We start from the raw sequence: 21277 nt of genomic DNA, 5'->3' as shown, positions 1-21277 counted from the left end.
CTCAACTTGATACTCGATTTGGCTCAGATAAATATTCACGAATTGGTGGACAACTAGGTTTAAATTATTCATTCTAATAATAGTAATATCTTACTAAATACAAAGCAGTACAATTAAGTACTGCTTTTTTTATAGATAATTATTAATAACATCAAAAACGATACAACTGTATGGCTTAATCTAACCTAATAACCGATTCTAAACAGCTGAAAAATTATTCATTTAGTTTTGATGAACAATCTCGATTTTTAATGGATTTAAAATAACAATAGAGCACAATATAGGCCGTTCCTGTCGATAGCAGATCTGCTGTTGGCGATGCTGCCCAAACACCATCAAAACCAAAGAATAGCGGTAAAATATATAACGCAGGTAATAAAATTAAAATCTGCCTTGAAAGACTTAATAGGATCGAAATTTTTGCCATGCCAATACATTGGAAAAAGCTTGTTGTCACCATTTGGAATCCAACAAAAGCAAATGAAAGTGTCGTATAGCGAAGCGCTATAGCTGATAAAGAAACCAAATCCTGTTCAGAACTAAAAGCACGAACAAGTGTATCGGGAATAAAAAATCCCAGTATAAATCCAATAGATGTGACCACCGTTGCAACCTTAACCGCATAAAAAAACGTTGCTTTAACTCGTGCGTAATTTTTAGAACCATAATTGTAACCAATTATAGGTTGCATGCCTTGATTAATACCGATGACTATCATAATAATTAAGGTAATAAGTCGATTTGCATTTGAGTAAGCTGCGATAGCATCATCGCTCGATTCATGGGCTAATGGTGCATAGTGATTAAGTTGCCAGTTGATAAACACAACCACAACGGAAGCGGCAATTTGCATAGCAAAAGGTGACATCCCGATGGATAGGATCGCTTTGACAATTTTTAAATTAAGTCTGAAATTGCGTAGATACAATTTAATATTGCTGTTTTTACTAATAAAATGCTGCATGACAAACAGAAAACTTATCAACATAGATAGTGTGGTTGCCAGAGCAGCCCCTCGCATACCCCAACCCAAACCAATAATAAAGATTGGCGCTAAAATTATATTAGCAATAACGCTGACAAACATCGTTACCATCGCTTTAAACGGATAACCACTTGCACGCATCATATTATTATAGTTAAACGTCAATGTCAGGAAGATACTGCCAGGTAAAAAGACTTCTAAAAATTCTATGGCATAAGTGTGATTAACGGGACTTGACCCCACAAACCGTAATACGGGATCAACAAAAAAAAGCAATAATGACAATGTTAAACCACTTAATAGCGCAGTTAACATAAACGAGGTACCAGCAACTTTTTCTGCCTGATCATTTTCGCCTCGCCCTAAAAAAATTGATATTCGGCTAGCAGAACCTATTCCAACTAACATACCTATTCCTGCCGCAAAATTCATGACTGGCAAAATAAGCCCAGCGGCGCTGAGTGCTTCACGTCCAATCCAATGACCGATAAAAATACCATCAATAATGTTATATAACGTATTAACAATTGTTCCTATTACCGCAGGCAATGCATATTGCCAAAATAATGAACTGATTTTTTTATTTCTGAAATCATTATAAATATCTTTGGAGTGAGCCATAGTTATTCTTACCACAATAAGGTTTTTTAAAAGTTATTTGTTTACAATATAGTTTAATATATTATTTAAAGTCAGTAATGTTTGCTAGTTGAATTAGCAAAATTCGTTACTTTGACGATTTATCAAACCAACATTTAAAATTAATATTCAATTAATACCAGTAAATTTTTTTAAGAAAGCGAGTCATCGTCATCTATTGTAGCTTTAAATGGTAAGAAAGCTTAAGTAGATAAGATGTTATTGCCGATTTTGGAATGTTTATCTCATATAAGTCAAACAGGTTTTCATTTGTTGATAGCACTTTTTCAGTGCTTTGGTAAAATATATCATAATTTAATACTGCGATCCAAATAGGAATCCCTAATGAGTGTACAAATAGAAAAAGTTATCTTGCATAAATTAATTAGAAAAAGCGATACTGAAATTGAACTACAATTGCGTGACTCGATGTTAAGTAATCAACAAGCTGTGGTTAATTTAATTGAAGATATAAACCGTATTTATAATAATAAAAGTAAAGCATATGGTCTGTTCAACGAAGAAAGTTTATTTGAACAATCCCTTAAAGAATTACGGCTTGGCAACCAAGATTTTTTACATTTTAGTCAAGAATCTACCAAACAGTTACGCAATGAACTGGCTAAATATCCTTTTGCTGAAGGTGGCACAGTCGTTTTTTGTCACTATCGTTATTTAGCCGTAGAGTATCTGATCATTGCGGTTTTAAATAGTTGTTCGAGTATGTTAGTCAATGAACAACTTGATATATCTGAAACACAATATTTAGATATTGATCATGCTGATATTATCGCTCGAATTGATATCACTGAATGGGAAACCGATGCAGATTCTAAACGTTACTTAACCTTTTTAAAAGGAAGAGTAGGGCGTAAAGTATCAGACTTTTTTATGGATTACTTAGGTGCAAGTGAAGGGTTAGATGCCAAAGCACAGAATAAAACTTTAGTGAAAGCGGTTGATGATTATTGTCAGGAAATGCAATTTGATAAACAAGACAAAGTTCATGCACGTGAAAATGTTTACAATTATTGCCAAGCTCAGTTGCAAGCCGGTGAAGAAATTGAGCTTAAAAATCTCGCCAATGAATTACCAACTCATGGTGATAACAATTTTATGGAATTTGTTAAAAACAGTGATTACGATTTGGAAGAAACGTTTCCGGTTGATCGTAGTGCTTTGCGCCAACTTAAAAAATTCTCAGGAAGTGGAGGGGGATTAACATTAAGTTTTGATTCCGATCTCCTTGGAGAACGAATTAAATGGGATCCGCAAACCGATTCATTAGTAATAAAAGGTGTGCCACCTAACTTACGTGATCAGTTGCAACGCAATAGTAGTTCAAACTAATTATACACTTCCTTTTTTAACACAATTATCAGGATTCAAAAGTATGAAATATGTTGGCGCGCATGTGAGCGCTTCTGGTGGGGTTGATAACGCCCCAATCAATGCTTATCAAATTGGCGCAACTGCTTTTGCGCTATTCACCAAAAATCAACGTCAATGGCATGCAAAACCACTTGAAAGCGCTATGATCGATAGCTTTAAAAAGCGCTGTGAAAAATACGGCTTTACTAGTAAACAGATATTGCCACATGATAGTTACCTTATCAATTTAGGTCATCCGGATAGTGAACAACTTGAAAAATCACGCACCGCCTTTTTAGATGAAATGCAGCGCTGTGAGCAACTCGGATTAACGTTACTTAATTTCCACCCGGGTAGTCATTTAAAACAGATATCAGTTGATGAATGCCTCAGCCGGATTGCTCAATCCATTAATATTACGTTAGATAAAACTAACAATGTGGTTGCTGTAATTGAAAATACAGCAGGTCAAGGCTCTAATTTAGGTTACAAATTTGAACATTTGGCACAAATCATTGACCAAGTGGAAGATAAAAGTTGCGTTGGTGTCTGTATTGATACTTGTCACGCCTTTGCTGCCGGTTATGATTTACGTACTGAAAAAGCCTGTCAAGATACGTTCGCCGAATTTGAAAAAATTGTTGGTTTTGAATATTTACGAGGCATGCATTTAAACGATGCCAAAAGTGAACTTGCCAGCCATGTTGACCGCCATAATAGTTTAGGAAAAGGGAACATTGGTGAAACGGCTTTTAAATATATTATGCAAGATCCAAGAATTGATGAAATCCCGCTGATTCTCGAAACTATCGATTCGGATATTTGGGCGCAAGAAATTGCATGGCTAAAAGCACAGAGTAAATAAAATTAAATTAAAAAATGCCAATGAGAAGAGCAACTATTCAAAGATTTACTGCCAGTGGTATTTTGCTTTGAATAGTTCGCATTTAGCTGTGAAGGTCTCGATTTTATTGTGCCTGAAAAGGATAGGATAGCATTGAAATGTGATAATCGCTATTAAATGGGACTTTCAAGACATTATCCAGTTAAAATTTGACCAAAGTACATTGGTATTTGAAAGAATTACAATAACAATAAAGGTAATAGGAAGGCACACAAAGTGTGCTAAAACAGTGAATCAGACAACCAGTAGCCTAACGTTGTCTTATAAAAAGTGCATAGGAAATAAAATGAAAAAGCAGTTATATTTATTATTGATGAGTTTTATCACATTGTTATTACTCAGCAATTGCAGCACCAACACCAATTCGGATAAATCTGAAACATCTGGATCGAACATAGAAGTAATAAAAGATGTCGAGATATATTATGTGGAGAGCGTCGAATATCTCGACCCTGATAGGATATTTTTTCATGTATCGTTATCGGAAACTTTACCGCCTGATGCTGACAAGAAAATACTACCTGCCAATCTAACCCCAAAAAAATATACATTAACCGACAAAGAACGTAAATTGTTTATGAAAATGGCAGGGATTGCAGAAGATGCGTATTTCTGGATTTATGATTACACAAACAATCAGCTCTACTCCTATCCAATTTTATCTATGGAAGCAACGGCGATATTAGATTCTTATAGATCCGATCGTTCGCCTCCTTATGATACGGAAGATTATCGAATTGGATTCGACTTACCGCAAGATTTATTGCCAAGGTTTCGTTCAAATTATGATTTATTCGTTTCTATAACAAAAGACAATCCTTTTGCACAAGAACAACTTACACCACTTGACTGGCGGTTAATTCCAAATGCAAATTATCCGGATACAGGACCAGATAAATTATCAAATAGAAATTATGGAAATCTCCCGAAGTATCTAAAAAGTTACATGGCCAATGCGAATAATATGACTTTTTATGTTCAGGATTATGTAGATGAAAAAGAGCCACAACTACGGGATATTTATAAAATTTTTGATAGAGAACTTCTAGTTGTAGATAAAGAAGGTAAAACTCTTTTTAAAAGGCGCATGTATCAATCGGAAGGAACCTCATTAGTTGGGTTAAACAATTACCATGATTATGAAAATGAAAAATTCCAATGGGCAGGACAATTATTCAAAGATTTACCCCCAGTGGTATTTGGTTTTGAATGGTTTTCATTTAGCTGTGAAGGCCTCGATTTTATTGTGCCTGATAAGGGCGGGATAAGATTTAAATGTGATAATCGCCATTAAATGGTACTTTCAAAATATTATCTAGTTAAACTTTTAACCAAAGTACATTGGTTTTTGAAAAAATTACAATAACAATAAAGGTAATAGGAAGGCACGCTCAGTGTGCTAAAACAGTGAACCAGACAACCAGTAGCCTAACGTTGTCTTATAAAAAGTGCATAGGAAATAAAATGAAAAAACAGTTATATTTATTACTGATGAGTTTTATCACATTGTTATTACTCAGCAATTGCAGCACCAACACCAATTCGGATAAATCTGAAACATCTGGATCGAACATAAAAGTAATAAAAGATGTCGAGATATATTATGTGGAGAGCGTCGAATATCTCGACCCTGATAGGATATTTTTTCATGTATCGTTATCGGAAACTTTACCGCCTGATGCTGACAAGAAAATACTGCCTGCCAATCTAACCCAAAAAAAATATACATTAACCGACAAAGAACGTAAATTGTTTATGAAAATGGCAGGGATTGCAGAAGATGCGTATTTCTGGATTTATGATTACACAAACAATCAACTCTACTCCTATCCAATTTTATCTATGGAAGCAACAGCGATATTAGATTCTTATAGATCCGATCGTTCGCCTCCTTATGATACGGAAGATTATCGAATTGGATTCGACTTACCGCAAGATTTATTGCCAAGATTTCGTTCAAATTATGATTTATTGGTTTCTATAACAAAAGACAATCCTTTTGCACAAGAACAACTTACACCACTTGACTGGCGGTTAATTCCAAATGCAAATTATCCGGATACAGGGCCAGATAAATTATCAAATAGAAATTATGGAAATCTCCCGAAGTATCTAAAAAGTTACATGGCCAATGCGAATAATATGACTTTTTATGTTCAGGATTATGTAGATGAAAAAGAGCCACAACTACGGGATATTTATAAAATTTTTGAAAGAGAGCTTCTAGTTGTAGATAACGAAGGAAACACTCTTTTTAAAAGGCGTATGTATCAAGGTGAAGGTATGTCATTAGTTGGATTAAACAATTACCATGATTATGAAAATGAAAAATTCCAATGGGCAGGACAACTATTCAAAGATTTACCCCCAGTGGTATTTGGTTTTCAATGGTTTTCATTTGGTTGTGAAGGTCTCGATTTTATCGCACCCTACAGGGACGGTATAGAATTTAAATGTGATAATCGCCATTAAATGGTACTTTCAAAATATTATCTAGTTAAACTTTAACCAAAGTTTATTGGTGTTTGAAAGAATTACAATAACAATAAATGTAATAGGAAGGCTCACTAAATGTGCTAAAACCGTGAGCTCGACAACCAGTAACAATAATTTGTCTTAATAAACGGCATTGGCAGTGAAATAAAAATAATAATCACTAAGATTTTATTGGATATGGCATAACGCATTATTAAATTGATGTAATACACTTAAAACATTTAATGATCATATAAATTTAAAAATTATGGTCATAATATATTGAAAAAAATCATTAAATCAGTAAGATATTTTTTGAACTGAAAAGGTAAAAATATATAATAGCGAGAATATACTATTCGTTTTTTTATATTTTTTTGAGTTGTTGTTACATAAATAAGAGTATAATTGTCTAACATTAAATAAAATTATGATTGATATAAAAAAGTTTCTTTCTATGTTCATTAGATTGTATTGTATTTAGATAGATTAATCATAATTTAAAAACATTATAGTTTAACCCTATACGCTTAAATATTTTTAAAATCAAGGATGTAGTATGAGTTATATTCAAAAATTATTTAGAAACATTGGTATTTTAGTGGTTGTTACACTATTAAATTTTGTTTGTTATGCAATAGCTGCCCCTGCATCAAATCCATCTAATGATAAACAAATAGCTAAAAATGTTGAATTACGTGAGTTAAACTATATTGATTATTTAAAAGAAAAAAAAAGTTTTGCCTTTATCCCTGTCACTGATGATTTACTTAAACATGGTGGTCGTTCAATAGAAGCTTTTTTCTTAAGTCATGCAGAGCAAAATCATACCGATCCGGTAAGTGCAGAATACAAAAAAAAATATTACCGTATTGAAGGTAAAGACTATGAAATATTTATAGCTAAATCAGGCTTATCAAATTCAGATTTTGTCTTCGTGTTTGATAAAGATTCGAAACAACTTAAGTCATTTGCATTAAATGAGTTGAATGCTATAGCAATAATTAGCCCTGATCACTCTATTAAAGATAGTGGTCCTTATTTTGAATCCGATTTTTTATTTGGATTTGAAATTGATGCTGATAAATTAAAGGATTTTACCAATCCATTAGTTTACATTGGTAAAGAAAATCCATTTATTCATTAAAATTACCTTGAAGCATTCCAAAAATTTTTATTAGATGTTTGATAATATAATTAATTGTATTGACCAGATTCATTAATGCTCCTCAAACATCTAAATTTTCTAAGCAATCAGTTTGTTGGTTCTTCTAACTCCACTACTAAATGAATGAATTCTGGCAAAATGTCTAATATTAATGCCAGTTGCTGCAAAACCAAAATATCATTGATGTTTTGTTCGTCATTAATGGAAATGGTTTCAATATAATTTGAAATCATTTTTTTCATGACTTGTTCATTTTCATCGATTTTTTTATCGTTTAAAAGATTGATGATATAGACTGCTAGATCATCAAATAGATCCAATGTATGTTGAGCAATGATTTTATCTCGGTGCGAACCTAATGTTGAAAGATAGCTGATTAAAGTGTGATTAAGCGTTAATAAACGAAAACCCTGTTCAATCACGTTTCGATTTACATGGGGTTCTTTTGTCATCAGACTAATTAATGTCGATAGGTCAGCATTACTATCGTGGGCGGCGCGTCTTGCTAATCGATATTTTGGGTCATTGGTTTTACCCGTTAAATATTGACTTCCAATAAGCGCCAGATAGTGACTATCATCATGGCAAACGCGATCAATTAGTTTGGTTAAATTTCTAAACTTCCAGTCTGGCCAAATAAAGCTAACAGCAAACCATGCAATAAAGCAACCTATCAGTGTTGCAATAATTCGTAGGATAGCAACTTCTACACTATTTTCGCCAATTAAACTGAAACTAAAAAAGACTAATAATGTAATAAATGCGGTAGCGTAAGCATATTGAGAATTTTTAAATAAGAAAAATAGCCAACCAGTTATGATGATTAAAATTAACTGTTCAATGATGCTTGGAAATAGATAGGTTAACGGAATGCCGACAATAATACCCAAGATAGTACCAATAATACGTAATTTTAGTCGATATTTAGTCGTTGAATAGTTTGGTTGGCAAACAAAAAGACTGGTAAGGATAATCCAATAACCATGAGAAAGATTAGAAAAATAAATGATGATATAGCCAACAAACAGGACAATACTCATACGTATTGCATGACGAAAAAGGGAAGACTTGAGAGTTAAATTATGCTTAATTTTAGCAAAAATATCATAGAAACTTGTGAGTTCCTCATCAATTAATTCATTATTTTCTTTGTCTTTTGAAAGATGTTGTTCATTATCAATATTTGCTAATAATAAGTCGATAGATAACAAATTTTGATAAAGATTTTGTAGGGATTTAACCAGTAAGGCTTCCGTTTTATTTTTAGCTTGATAATGGGCAATAGCTTCTTCTAAATATGAAAAATGACGAGCAAATAAGGAATCATGCTGATAAGTTTGATTCATTTTAATGGCAACAGCTAATTTGGCACATGCTTTTGATTGTAAATTCAAAATTCGTGCAAAGCGAAATAAAATATCACTATGTTTAAAATGTTGACTTAGCGCTTGATAATCACCATGTGAAGAGCTTGCTCGCTCATGAATATCTTGAGCAACAAAGTAATAACTAAGCATTTTTTTCACATATGATTGGCCTTGATAAGCTTTTAATCGGTTAAAAAGAGCGTGTTTAGCCTGATTAAACACATTAATCAATTGATTGTTACATTCGGTTAATTCTAATGTTTGACTTTTAAATTCATGAGTTTCATCTGGGTCAAACATCGCTGCTTTAGCATCAAGGTAATGACTTAATTTTACAAAACAAGTTGAAATAGTCTGTTGGGTCGTTCGAATCGGCTGAATGAGAGATTCAATCAAAGAGACAATGTTATACCATAAAGCGCCGAGTAATAAATAACAAGGTAGCGTGTAATTATCATCAAATAAATTATGCCCTAACATGGTATAGGCTGCGATCAATAACGATCCAAAAGCAATCACACCATAACGTTGACCCAAAGAACCAAGCATAATGAAGATAAATGTTGAACTCATTAACCCTATAATGAATAGAAGTGGAATATTAAATAATAGTTCGACAGAAAAGGTAGCAATTGCAAAACACACTAACGTTAATAAAATATTTATACATCGGCTTAGTAAACGTGTATCAATTTCGGATAATCCTGCTGCCACAACACCCAGTGTTAAAGGAATGACATACGATACATAGCCTAAGTACCAAGGAACCAAGGTTGAACCTGTTAAACTGATTAACATACGAATACTAAAAAGTAGATTACTACTATAAAAGACTTTACGTAAAGTTAAGATTATTGGATGCACGATGTTTTTTGAATTGAATGTTAGTTACTGTAAATGTAAGTAGCATACTATATTGTGTCAATTTGTAAAAGGGCTGAGGCAACTTGCTAAAACTAATGTTTTGATTATTTGTGTTAACTAAAGTTAAATTAAAATATATCATTGACACAAAAGTCATTGCTAAGTGAGATCTCGTTATTAATGAATGCATTTATTACACTAATAGGTTAAGCCTTTTATTTATTTGTTTGGCTTCTTTTAATGCAAAATAAAACCATGTTACTCACTGAATTTAAAGTAATTTATCTGCTCATGTCCCGATTGATTACTGACTTAATTTATCTACTAATGACGTAATTAAAGGTTATCATTACGTCAACTAAATGGGTAAGAGTATAACTCGCCTTATTTCTAAGTTAAAATACGACGTAAAGTAGATATTAAATAACAAGGAATAAATCGTTATGACAACTGAAATGACAACACTTGATAAGATAAAAAAACAAATTGCAGAAAATCCTATCATTCTGTATATGAAAGGCTCGCCTAAATTACCGAGTTGTGGTTTTTCAGCACAAGCAGTACAAGTATTATCTCAATGTGGTGAGCCTTTTGCGTACGTCGATATTTTACAAAATCCCGATATTCGTGCTGAATTACCAAACTATGCAAATTGGCCTACTTTTCCACAGTTATGGGTTGAAGGTGAACTAGTAGGGGGATGTGATATTATGATCGAAATGTTCCAAACTGGTGAACTGCAAACATTAATAAAACAGACAGCTGAAAAACATAAAGCTTAAAAATAGGCACATTATTTAAATAAGAGAGTTTAATTACTCTCTTAAATCTCTTGAACTTCTTCATCTATTGAACTTGGCTCGAGTTGAGGCAATGGCCAGCCTCCTAATCGCTTAAATCGATTCACTATTTCACAAAATAAAATAGCGGTTTTTTCGGTATCATAAAGTGCAGAGTGGGCTAACTTGTGATCAAAAGGAATGCGAGCAAGTTCACATGCTTTTGCTAGAACGGTATGCCCAAACACTAAACCACTCAGTGCTGCAGTATCAAAAGTAGCAAAAGGGTGAAACGGATTACGTTTAATATTGGCTCGTTCTGCTGCTGCCATTAAAAAACTATGGTCAAAGTTTGCATTATGCGCAACCATAACAGCACGATTGCAATCGTTTGCTTTAATTCCCGATCTAACCATTTTAAATATCGCTTCAAGCGCCATTTTTTCGTCAACAGCTTGTCTTAATGGATTGTCGATATCAATACCATTAAAAGCTAAGGCACTCGGTTCTAAAATTGAGTTTTCAAATGGATTGACATGAAAATGAAGGGTTTGGTCTGGAATCAGCCATCCCTCTTCAGTCATTTGTAGTGTGATTGCCGCAATTTCTAGAATAGCGTTAAGTTTTGGGTCAAATCCTGATGTTTCTATATCTATTACAACAGGATAAAAACCACGGAAGCGTTCACATAATTTAGCATTTGGCACAATAGTTGTCTTATTTAGCATAAAATAAAATTATTATGCCAGTTTTTACCGTATTCGCCTAGTTTTACCTTCGATTCAGCACTGTTGAACTCGAAAAAAAATATACTAAATAAAAACACTAAAAACGCTATCTGTATAATTTTTGTTTAGATTGTTCAATTGATTTTATCCAAGTCTGATTAATACGTTTAGCATGTTTAGGCATGTGTTTTAAGCGTAGTTCAATTTTTTGTAAAACTTCTTTAGCGAGTGAAAATTGCTGCCACTCAATTAAGGTTTGTAAATAGTATGAAGCGGCTTCTAAACTTGGATAATAACTGATTAATGCATTAAATTCTTCTTGAGCTTCTTTTTTTAAATCAAGTCCAATTAAGATTTTGGTATAAAGTAAATGTCCTTCATCAGAACGATAAGTTGGATTTTTATCTCTTAGATAATCCAAAGTTTCTTTTGCCTTTTTGTACTGTTTAACTTGATAGAGTGCGTAAGCATATTGTAATAAAATATCTGGTGCTGATTCATAGATACCAGTTAATGCTTCTTGATAATAAATTAACGCTTCATGAGCTCTATCATTATCAACGAGCGCTTTAGCTAAACAGACTTTTGCTTCAACAGTGGGCGAAATTTCATAATTACTTAAAGCTTCGCGAAGTTCACGTTGCGGATCTAACGCTTTTAATAATTTTGATTCAATTTGATATCCCACTGAGGTTTGTCTAAAATCGGGTAGAAATATGACTAAAAAGTAAATCAAACTACCAATAAAAGGAAAAAGGAACAATATAGACAGCCAAAATCGTTCTTGCTCTGTTTTAATTACATGAACAGCAAAAAATAGAGCGATAATTGTACTGAATCCTATACCTAAAAATGGCAAAACATATACCTCATTGAATATAAACCGACGTAATGTATCATTTAGCTAAAACTTAATAAATAATAGAAAAGAACAAATTTGTTAATTTGTTTAACTCCGTGTTTTCATGCATCCAAAAATCATTTTAAAACAGGATGTTATTTATTGACCTTCTGTAAACATGAAAGAATTTATTTAAAATTTCACCATTAATATCACTATATCGAATCGTTACGTGAGATAATTTATAATAGTTTATACTTAATCATATAGGCTGGTTTATAAAAAAATTGCCAATATTTCGATTATAATAATTTCGAGATTCATTAAAGGATTTTATTAAAAAATTCATATTGTTCTTTAAAAAGTCATTAAAAATACGAGAGGAAAACGTGCAAAATTTTGAACTTCAACAAATTATTAATCATGAATTACAAGTTGAACGCTACCGTGACTATGCACCTAATGGTTTACAAGTACAAGGACGTAAGCAAATAAAAAAAGTGATAACTGGGGTAACCGCATGTCAACGTTTATTAGATGAAGCCGTTAAATTAGATGCTGATGCGATTTTAGTTCATCATGGCTTTTTTTGGAAAAATGAACCACTAACGATAACAGGAATTAAATATAAACGCTTGCAAACATTGCTTTCAAATAATATTAATTTATTTGCGTATCATTTGCCTTTAGATGGACATCCTGTTATCGGCAATAATGCATTACTTGCGGATTTATTCAATATTGAAGTGGATAAACGTGAGGATATAACCGATTTACTGTTTAAAGGGACACTCATTGAACCGACCACATCACTGCAATTTAAGCAAAAACTTGAACAAGTTTTGCATCATCGTTCACGAGAAATATTATTTTGTGGCGATAATGCTCCTCAAATAATTAAACGAATTGCGTGGTGTAGTGGTGGTGGTCAAGACTTTATTGAAGCAGCAGCAGAACAAGGATTTGATGCTTTTTTTACAGGTGAAGTTTCTGAACGTACCATTCATATTGCTCGAGAATATGGAATTAATTTTTATGCAGCAGGGCACCATGCCACTGAACGTTACGGAATCAAAAAACTTGGTGAATGGCTAGCCAAGCAATATGACCTTGAAACTATTTTTATTGATATTGATAATCCTGCATAACAAAAGTTGAATTTAAATAAGAAATATCGCATACTTGTCGGTAGATTTTTTATTCTTGAAGTTGGTTATCAATAAATAATATGAGAGGTCATTTTATGTTTACAGGAAGTCTGGTCGCCCTTGTTACTCCAATGGATACAAAAGGAAATGTAGACCAAGTAAGCTTAAAAAAATTGGTCGAATATCATATTGCCAATGGCACATCGGCAATTGTTTCTGTTGGTACCACTGGCGAATCAGCAACGCTTGATCATCATGAGCATATCGATGTAATTAAAAGAACGATCGAATATGCAGATGGCAAAATAAATGTCATTGCTGGAACTGGCTCAAATGCGACTAAAGAAGCAATTGAATTAACTAACCGTGTTGAAAATATTGGTGTAGTTGGCTGTTTAACCGTTGCGCCATATTATAATAAACCAACTCAAGAAGGTCTTTATCAACATTTTAAAGCAATAGCGGAAAATACAGCTTTACCCCAAATAATCTATAATGTACCGGGTCGTACTTGCAGTGATATTAAGCCAGAAACAGTTGGACGATTATCTAAAATAAAAAATATTGTTGCATTGAAAGATGCAACAGGAGATTTATCAAGAGTTTATAAAACTCGTAAACTTGTTGGTAGTGAATTTAAATTATTAAGTGGTGATGATGCGACTTTCTTAGATTTCATGATTTTAGGTGGTGACGGTGTGATTTCCGTGACAGCGAATGTAGCTGCCAAACAGGTTGCAACAATTTGTGAGCTTGCAACGAAAAATCAAATTCAAGAAGCTCGAAAGCTGAATGATATGTTATCAGCACTACATAGTAGCTTATTTATTGAGCCTAACCCAACTCCAGCAAAATGGGCTTGCACAAAATTGGGTCTAATGGCGAACGATACGATCCGTTTGCCGCTGGTTTCACTTACAGATGCTTCTGTGTCTGTGGTTGAAAAAGCTCTTAAAGATGCGAATTTACTCTAATTTATGTATAACCAATAATTTATAAGCAGATATCTATGTTTAATAAAACTATGTTAAAAAACAAAGCGATTAAAAACACAATGGTGATGACAGCCATTGCATCTTTATTTTTGGTTGGTTGTGGTAGCGATCAAAATTATAAACGAGAAGTTGATGGGAACGAAGATTATTTGAATTCGCCAGTTTTGAAACCGCTAACTGTCCCTCAGGGTGTAACGGTACCTGCTGAAAGTTCCGAATATTATATTCATTTTAATAAAAATGAAGGCGCTGTATATGGTAAGCAAGTGGATATTCGGGCACCTATCATTCCTATTCCAACTATTCCTGATTCTTATGCGTCTTATAACTATGGTACCGCTTCATTAAATGCGCCTGCTGATGCGAATGTATGGTCTGTTATCCCAACTGCGCTGAATAAATACAATATTCCGATTAGTAGCAGTGATAATAATGTTATTGTTACGGGCAATGCTTCAATTTTTTCAAGTGATGAAGAGCCGAACATCCAAGCGTCTTATGTTATTCATCGGCAAAATTATCCTGGTACAGAAAATATCATTGTCGAGTTGAAAACATTAACTCGTGGCACACAAGATATTTCTTCTGATTCTATTGAAGTGCAACGGTACGTTGTTCGCTTATTTAATTTAATAATGGATGAGGCTGCACCTAAGTCATCACAAGTGGCGCAAGAACAAACAGATGAAAACGCCGTTGAAGACAAAACCATTCATGAAGATTCAAAATAAAGCAAGACGCTATGAGATATTATTTGTGACAAGTAACATTTTGATAAATAGTTAAGATAATCAGTAGTGAAGAATTTAGTTAATTCTTTTATCTAAACTGGCTATAGATTGAACTTCACTATTCGAGACGATATAGCAAACAATAGCATGTTATTATTTATTGCATTGGTACAAATAGGTGAGTATCGAAAAGTTTAAAACTAAGGAGCGAATAGCTCCTTAATCATTTGTTGGCAATTTGATATAAGGTTAGAACCATGAAAAAGTTGGCTGAGCTTTACCGTGGTAAAGCAAAAACGGTTTATACTACTGAAAATCCCGATCTTTTAGTGTTAGAGTTTCGCAATGATACTTCCGCTTTTGATGGCTTACGTATTGAACAATTAGAGCGTAAAGGGCGCGTCAATAATAAATTCAATTATTTTATTATGAATAAACTACGTGAAGCAGGTATTCCTACTCAAGTTGAAACGCTTTTGTCTGATACAGAAGTCATCGTCAAAAAACTGGATATGGTACCTGTGGAGTGTGTGGTTCGAAATCGTGCCGCAGGTTCTTTGGTCAAACGCTTAGGGGTTGAAGAAGGTAAGGTGTTAAATCCGCCAACATTTGAATTATTCCTAAAAAATGATGCATTGCATGATCCCATGGTTAATGAGTCATATTGTAAAACATTTTGTTGGGCTACTGATGAACAGTTATCAACGATGAAGGCACTAAGCTTTAAAATCAATTCAATTTTGACCGATCTTTTTGATAAAGCAGGATTTATTTTAGTGGACTATAAACTTGAATTTGGATTGTTTAAGGGTGAAATTACGTTAGGTGATGAATTTTCCCCTGACGGTTGTCGATTATGGGAAAAAGAAACCTTAAAAAAAATGGATAAAGATCGTTTTCGCCAAGGGCTCGGCGGTGTCATTGAAGCTTATGAGGAAGTCGCCACAAGAATTGGCGTTACATTGTGATGTTTGCTCAATTTGATATTTCATTTTTCCTTCTACTTGGTTTAGCTGCACTGTGTTATTTAACGCATAATAACACAGTCACTTTTGCCGTATTATTGTTACTTTTATTTAAATTAACCCCATTGTCGACCTATTTTCCGTTTTTAAATCAATATGGACTGACAATTGGTATTGTCATTTTAACGGCGGCTATGATGGTTCCGCTTGCCGACGGATCTTTGAGTATCAAAGACATATTAAAATCATTCACAACATGGCAATCAATTTTAGCTATCTTTGTCGGTGTACTTGTCTCTTGGCTAGGTACCCGTGGGGTTTCTTTAATTGGCGCACATCCCACCATTGTTAATGGTTTAATCATTGGAACCTTGATTGGGGTTGCCTTTTTCAAAGGTATTCCAGTTGGCCCCCTTATTGCCGCAGGCTTGCTTTCCATATTGATTGGAAAAAGTTAGTCGATGATTAATCTTGATAGCACCAGAACTTTATGGGTGTTGCGTGGTGATGTAACGAAATTATTCAGTCAATTAAGTGACATCATTAAGCAACATAAAGGGGATTGGATCACAATAAGTGATCAAGCCATTTTATCAAATTATGTGCCAAATATCGTATCAATATCTAATACTAAAACCCTTTTAGGACAAGAGTATTTACATGCCATTTTTGATGCAACTCAGTCATTTAATTTAGAAGCATTTGCCATGTTGTCAGGAACGCTTGTAAAAGGAAGCCGATTGATTTTGTTATTGCCTGAAAATTATAATCTTTGGGCAGACAAAGATAGTTTACGTTGGAATGAAGATGCTTATCCAATACCTGTGCCTAATTTTATAAACCATTTACAGCACACTATCTCTAAATTTAACGGTTTCAAAAAAAATAACTTTTCTGAATGTTATTTGACATCGCCTGATTATGATGAACAGCAACACACATTAAAACAAGTGTTAAACAGTGATAAGCCTATCCATGTTATCACGGCAAAACGAGGTAGGGGAAAATCCGCTTTGGCAGGTCAATTCTCTCACTATCGACATTGCATTGTTACGGCTCCTAACAAAAAATCGCTGACCACTTTCTTTCGTTTTGCTAAATCTGATGTTCGTTTTTATGCACCTGATGAATTAATCGAAAAAGGTGTCGATGATTTTGCTGACTATCTTATTATTGATGAAGCAGCCATGATACCTTTGCCAATGCTAAAAAAATTGCTGCAACTCGTGAATTTAGACAAAAGCCGTATTTTACTGACTACTACGGTTGAAGGTTACGAAGGTACCGGACAAGGTTTTTTATTAAAATTATTAAATGATAAGCAATGTGATCATTTTCATCTTGAAAAACCAATTCGGTGGAATGGCGATGATCAGTTAGAATATTTTACTGATTGTTTAGTTCTCAATGGACTAATATCAGCAGAAAATCAGCGAATTATTAATACAAAGCCAATTGATTATTCCATAGTAGCGCGTCATGATTTAAGTAGTTTGAAGGAGATCTTTTATTTACTGAAAACAGCCCATTATCAAACTACGTTAGTTGATTTAAGGCGACTTTTAGATGCGACAAATTTGACGATTTGGCAGGCTAAACAGAGTCATAACCTAATTGGTGCAGCCATAACGGTTAAGGAAGGAGATTTACCGGATGACTTAATTGAAGAAATATGGAAGGGTAACCGTAGACCAAAAGGAAATATGGTTGCACAATCTTTGGTAGCCCATGCAGGTGTTAAACAAGCAGCAAAATTAAAATCTGTCAGAATAAATCGCATTGCAGTGATAGCTTCTTATCGAAGACAAAATATTGCAACGCAATTGATACAACATACTTATGAAGTGGCAAAAAAACAACATCAAGATTTTTTATCCGTGAGTTTTGCCTATAGTAGGGAAAATTATCAGTTTTGGTCATCTGTAGGTTTTGTACTTGTACATGTTGGTAGTCGTTTAGAGGCAAGTAGTGGCACATATTCGGTAATGGCAATAAAACCGATTAACCAAAATGGTATAAATTTGGTTAACGTGCTATCCAAAAAGTTACAACGTAACATGATGTGGCTAAAAGAGATCATCGCACTCCCATTTGATGAAATGCTTATTGCTGATACTGATCAGCAATTGACTAAGCAAGATATTATGGAATTATACGGATTTTGTTATTTTCATCGAGCATTCGAAGCAACTTATGCTTCATTATGTCGCTTACAACAATTTAATGATAAGCAAAATAATCGAGTGAAATTATCTGTCTTAGGTGCTTTACTGAAAAATAAAAATCAAGGCAATGCGATCATTCAGCAATTTCAATTGACTGGGCGAAAAGCATTATTAGAAACAATTAAACAAGAGGTTAAGCAATGGTTGAATAGTAACAATGAAGTTATTTATGAAAAATAGCAATGTTGTTTTATTGAAAACCATGCTGATAAGTTGAATTTAGCGTTATTTCATGTTTAAAAGGAACAAGAGTGAAGAGTAATAATGTAGATAAATTAAGATTTAATTCAAATTTTAATCATGATCGGCGTAGATCGGGATTTGAATATTTTCTGTTAGGCTGGTCCTTAGCATTCAGCCCGAAAATTAGACATTTTGTATTCTTGCCTTTATTGGCGAATATGGTGATTATGTCAGCGCTATTTTATTGGTTTTTTTCCACAATTACCGGCATGGTTGACTGGGGATTATCTTATGTACCGGGGTGGCTTTCTTGGCTTGGCTATATTATTAGTTTTATGGTGATTCTGATTTTAGTCATATTATTTTGTTATTTTTTTAGTACAGTGGCTAACTTTATTGCTGCACCGTTTAACGGCTTGCTTGCCGAACAAGTTGAAGCTGAATTAACGGGGATACCTGCACCCGATACTTCTTGGTTAAGTTTAATCAAAGATTTACCTAGAATATTTGGTCGTGAAATTCAAAAATTAATCAATTATGTATTATGGTCTATCCCAATATTATTAACGTATTTTATTCCTGTTATTGGTCAAACAGTCACACCGATAATTTGGTTTTTATTTACTGCATGGCAAATTAATATTCAATACGCTGATTATCCTTTCGATAATCATAAGATTACTTTTCATCGTATGCGTCAGTTACTTAAGCAGGATAAAGTTGATAATTTAGTCTACGGTATTTTAGTTAGTTTTTTTACTATGGTGCCACTATTAAACCTAATTATTATGCCAATTGCAGTTTGTGGCTCAACTGCGATGTGGGTCGATCGTTATCGCCATCAAGCTTTATTTAAAAGTGATATTAACGATATCCGATAGGGAAGAAAGTGATTAATTTTTTCGAAATTAATCACTTTTTGTTTTTATCCTCACCACTTTTTGGAGTTTGGTTATTCTCCTCATCATCATAAGGTATGGGTTTAATTCCTTTTTTATCAATGTAAGACTTAAAATTAAGCTTATTGAGAGCTTTAATGGCATTAATAAAAATACCTAAGATGAATAATAAAATTACCCACCAATAATCTTTTATCCACTCCATTTTTTTACCTTTGTTGGATGCATGTTAGTGACGCTCGTTTAGTCGAATGTCCAAAGTAGCATTAAATAATCTATTCAAATTTTGTTTGAGCAGATTTAACAAGTTAGATAACTTAGCCAATCTTATTAAACGAGTAATTTTTCCAAAATTCTTTGATAAATTTTTTTCAGTGTGATGATATCCTGACAATTTACATTTTCGTTAATCTTATGGATTGTTTTATTTAATACCCCAAACTCGATAATCTGACAGCCCATTTTTGCAATGAAACGTCCGTCTGATGTTCCGCCACTTGTTGATAATTTTGTCTCAATATTTGTGTACTCTTTTATCGCACTTGCTGTAGCTTGAGTCAGTTCACCTTGCGGCGTTAAAAACGGATGACCTGATAAACGCCAATTTAACGTATAGTTTAATTTATGCTTTTGTAAAAGTTGCTCAACGCGGGTTTTAATTAATTCGTCAGTGAGTTCACTACTGTATCGAAAATTGAACTGCACCGATAGATCACCGGGCACAACGTTTTCAGCTCCTGTGCCTGCCTGAATGTTTGCAATTTGCATAGAGGTTTGCGGAAAATATTGATTGCCATTATCCCAAACCGTATTAACCAGTTCAGCCAATGCAGGGGCAAATCGATGAACAGGATTGTCAACTAAATGAGGGTAGGCGACATGACCTTGCATACCATGAATAATTAAATTTGCTGTCAAAGAACCTCGACGCCCATTTTTAATTTGATCGCCTAAAACCTTATCACAAGAAGGCTCTCCTACAATACAATAGTCTACACGTTCCTGACGTTCAATAAGACGATTAACAACTTTAACTGTTCCATCGGTTGCATCAGCTTCTTCATCAGAGGTAATTAGAAACGCAACACGACCACGGTGATTGGGGTTTGCTTTAACAAAATCTTCAGCAGCACAGATCATTGCTGCGACACCACTTTTCATATCTGATGCGCCACGGCCATAAAGTACACCATGAGTATCAATTGTTGCCTCAAATGGGGGATACAGCCATTGGTTTTCATCGCCAGCAGGCACTACGTCGGTATGACCAGCGAACATAAGTGTTGTTTCTGACGGATCGCCATGATAAGCCCAAAGATTTTTAGTGCGACCAATATTGAATTCTTCAATGATAAAGTTAAGTGATGTTAAGCGCTCGATAAGGATATTTTGACAATTTTTATCATCCGGACTTATCGATTTTTCGGCAATTAATGCTTTGGTTAGTTCAATAACAGGCTCTGTCATAATGATCTCGGTTTTATTGTTGTTGTTTGAAAAATTGCGAATAACTTTCGTCTGAAAATCCGAGTAATACATGCTTACCCTTGATTATTAGCGGTCGTTTTATAATTGAAGGATTGTCCAGCATCAGTTTCATCGCAGCTTGCTCATTGTCAACGTTAGCACGTACTGATTCATCCAATTTACGCCATGTTGTACCCCGTGTATTGAGTAGGCTTTGCCAATCAACGAATTTCAAAATAGTCTGTAATTGTTCAGTTGACAGTCCATCTGTTTTGTAATTGTGAAATTGATATTTGATTTTATTTTCATCAAGCCATGTGAACGCTTTTTTCATTGTACTGCAGTTTTTAATACCGTAAATGGTTAACATAATTCTCATTCCTTAAGCAAAGTATAAAGTCAAATTATATCAGTTGTCTTACCGAATCTCTAATTTTGAATTGGCTGAGTAATCTAAACATTAATTAAATGAATAATCGAAAGATTAATCGCTTGAATTTAACCTTATTCAGATTCTTTTTGTTTTTCAGAACAAAACACTTG

Annotated in this window: 20 protein-coding genes; 13 read left to right on the top strand and 7 right to left on the bottom strand. The window is 33.8% G+C overall.

The window, feature by feature from the left end; genetic code table 11:
- Window positions 1-214: 214 nt before the first annotated feature.
- Window positions 215-1606: an MATE family efflux transporter gene (locus tag ACGH47_RS06650; protein WP_411623034.1), complete on the bottom strand. Its 1392-nt coding sequence runs from the start codon at window positions 1604-1606 to the stop codon at window positions 215-217.
- 363 nt (window positions 1607-1969) lie between these two features.
- Between ACGH47_RS06650 and yejK the strand changes: the two genes are divergently transcribed.
- From yejK to ACGH47_RS06625, 5 genes are all read left to right on the top strand, one after another.
- Entirely contained in the window at window positions 1970-2974 is a 1005-nt protein-coding gene (yejK, locus tag ACGH47_RS06645) for a nucleoid-associated protein YejK (RefSeq protein WP_267349678.1), read from the top strand.
- A gap of 43 nt (window positions 2975-3017) precedes the next feature.
- Complete coding sequence (nfo, locus tag ACGH47_RS06640) at window positions 3018-3860, top strand: deoxyribonuclease IV (RefSeq protein WP_411623033.1); 843 nt, start codon at window positions 3018-3020, stop codon at window positions 3858-3860.
- Window positions 3861-4185: 325 nt separating this feature from the next.
- Window positions 4186-5193, top strand: coding sequence for a hypothetical protein (locus ACGH47_RS06635; protein WP_411605203.1), 1008 nt, complete (start codon window positions 4186-4188; stop codon window positions 5191-5193).
- Window positions 5194-5363: 170 nt separating this feature from the next.
- A complete protein-coding gene (locus ACGH47_RS06630) occupies window positions 5364-6371 on the top strand; it encodes a hypothetical protein (RefSeq protein WP_411623032.1) in 1008 nt (335 codons plus the stop codon).
- A gap of 562 nt (window positions 6372-6933) precedes the next feature.
- Window positions 6934-7521, top strand: a complete 588-nt coding sequence (locus ACGH47_RS06625) for a hypothetical protein (protein WP_267360606.1) — start codon at window positions 6934-6936, stop codon at window positions 7519-7521.
- Between the two features lie 107 nt (window positions 7522-7628).
- Here the strand turns inward: ACGH47_RS06625 and yccS are convergent, their stop codons facing one another.
- Complete coding sequence (gene yccS, locus ACGH47_RS06620; RefSeq protein ID WP_411623031.1) at window positions 7629-9773, bottom strand: YccS family putative transporter; 2145 nt, start codon at window positions 9771-9773, stop codon at window positions 7629-7631.
- Window positions 9774-10228: 455 nt separating this feature from the next.
- Here yccS and ACGH47_RS06615 point away from each other — a divergent pair, with 455 nt between their 5' ends.
- Window positions 10229-10555, top strand: a complete 327-nt coding sequence (locus tag ACGH47_RS06615; RefSeq protein WP_065558000.1) for a Grx4 family monothiol glutaredoxin — start codon at window positions 10229-10231, stop codon at window positions 10553-10555.
- A 41-nt stretch (window positions 10556-10596) separates the two neighbouring features.
- Here ACGH47_RS06615 and rnt read toward each other — a convergent pair whose 3' ends face one another.
- Together rnt and ACGH47_RS06605 are read right to left on the bottom strand one after the other, a co-directional pair.
- Window positions 10597-11280 carry a ribonuclease T gene (rnt, locus tag ACGH47_RS06610; RefSeq protein ID WP_267349667.1) on the bottom strand — a complete coding sequence of 228 codons (684 nt, stop codon included), beginning with the start codon at window positions 11278-11280 and terminating at the stop codon, window positions 10597-10599.
- A gap of 106 nt (window positions 11281-11386) precedes the next feature.
- Window positions 11387-12139, bottom strand: a complete 753-nt coding sequence (locus tag ACGH47_RS06605; RefSeq protein ID WP_411623030.1) for a hypothetical protein — start codon at window positions 12137-12139, stop codon at window positions 11387-11389.
- A 371-nt stretch (window positions 12140-12510) separates the two neighbouring features.
- Here ACGH47_RS06605 and ACGH47_RS06600 point away from each other — a divergent pair, with 371 nt between their 5' ends.
- The 7 genes from ACGH47_RS06600 (at window position 12511) to cysZ (ending at window position 19249) form a co-directional block, all read left to right on the top strand.
- Window positions 12511-13269, top strand: coding sequence for a Nif3-like dinuclear metal center hexameric protein (locus ACGH47_RS06600; protein ID WP_267380093.1), 759 nt, complete (start codon window positions 12511-12513; stop codon window positions 13267-13269).
- Between the two features lie 95 nt (window positions 13270-13364).
- Entirely contained in the window at window positions 13365-14243 is an 879-nt protein-coding gene (dapA, locus tag ACGH47_RS06595; RefSeq protein ID WP_411623029.1) for a 4-hydroxy-tetrahydrodipicolinate synthase, read from the top strand.
- A 35-nt stretch (window positions 14244-14278) separates the two neighbouring features.
- Window positions 14279-14995: an outer membrane protein assembly factor BamC gene (bamC, locus tag ACGH47_RS06590; RefSeq protein ID WP_411597426.1), complete on the top strand. Its 717-nt coding sequence runs from the start codon at window positions 14279-14281 to the stop codon at window positions 14993-14995.
- A 257-nt stretch (window positions 14996-15252) separates the two neighbouring features.
- On the top strand, window positions 15253-15963 hold the full coding sequence (gene purC, locus ACGH47_RS06585) for a phosphoribosylaminoimidazolesuccinocarboxamide synthase (protein WP_411623028.1): 711 nt from the start codon (window positions 15253-15255) through the stop codon (window positions 15961-15963).
- Complete coding sequence (locus ACGH47_RS06580) at window positions 15963-16418, top strand: DUF441 domain-containing protein (protein ID WP_267380089.1); 456 nt, start codon at window positions 15963-15965, stop codon at window positions 16416-16418. The genes purC and ACGH47_RS06580 overlap by 1 nt, the downstream gene beginning before the upstream one ends.
- Window positions 16419-16421: 3 nt before the next feature.
- Complete coding sequence (locus ACGH47_RS06575) at window positions 16422-18365, top strand: tRNA(Met) cytidine acetyltransferase TmcA (protein ID WP_411623027.1); 1944 nt, start codon at window positions 16422-16424, stop codon at window positions 18363-18365.
- Window positions 18366-18436: 71 nt separating this feature from the next.
- Window positions 18437-19249: a sulfate transporter CysZ gene (gene cysZ / locus ACGH47_RS06570; RefSeq protein WP_411623026.1), complete on the top strand. Its 813-nt coding sequence runs from the start codon at window positions 18437-18439 to the stop codon at window positions 19247-19249.
- A 31-nt stretch (window positions 19250-19280) separates the two neighbouring features.
- Here the strand turns inward: cysZ and ACGH47_RS06565 are convergent, their stop codons facing one another.
- The 3 genes from ACGH47_RS06565 to ACGH47_RS06555 all read right to left on the bottom strand — a co-directional run bounded on the left by ACGH47_RS06565 (window position 19281) and on the right by ACGH47_RS06555 (window position 21104).
- Complete coding sequence (locus ACGH47_RS06565) at window positions 19281-19472, bottom strand: hypothetical protein (protein WP_267349651.1); 192 nt, start codon at window positions 19470-19472, stop codon at window positions 19281-19283.
- A 125-nt stretch (window positions 19473-19597) separates the two neighbouring features.
- Window positions 19598-20734 (bottom strand): succinyl-diaminopimelate desuccinylase, encoded by a 1137-nt coding sequence (gene dapE / locus ACGH47_RS06560; protein ID WP_411623025.1) that lies wholly within the window; start codon window positions 20732-20734, stop codon window positions 19598-19600.
- Between the two features lie 13 nt (window positions 20735-20747).
- Window positions 20748-21104: an ArsC family reductase gene (locus ACGH47_RS06555; RefSeq protein WP_411599746.1), complete on the bottom strand. Its 357-nt coding sequence runs from the start codon at window positions 21102-21104 to the stop codon at window positions 20748-20750.
- Between the last annotated feature and the right edge of the window lie 173 nt (window positions 21105-21277).

The sequence above is a fragment of the Gilliamella sp. CG16 genome (assembly GCF_046635785.1).
In the GTDB taxonomy this organism is placed as follows: domain Bacteria; phylum Pseudomonadota; class Gammaproteobacteria; order Enterobacterales; family Orbaceae; genus Gilliamella; species Gilliamella apicola_I.
The sequence above is the reverse complement of the archived record's forward strand: the minus strand, read 5'-3'. Positions and strand labels throughout refer to the sequence as shown.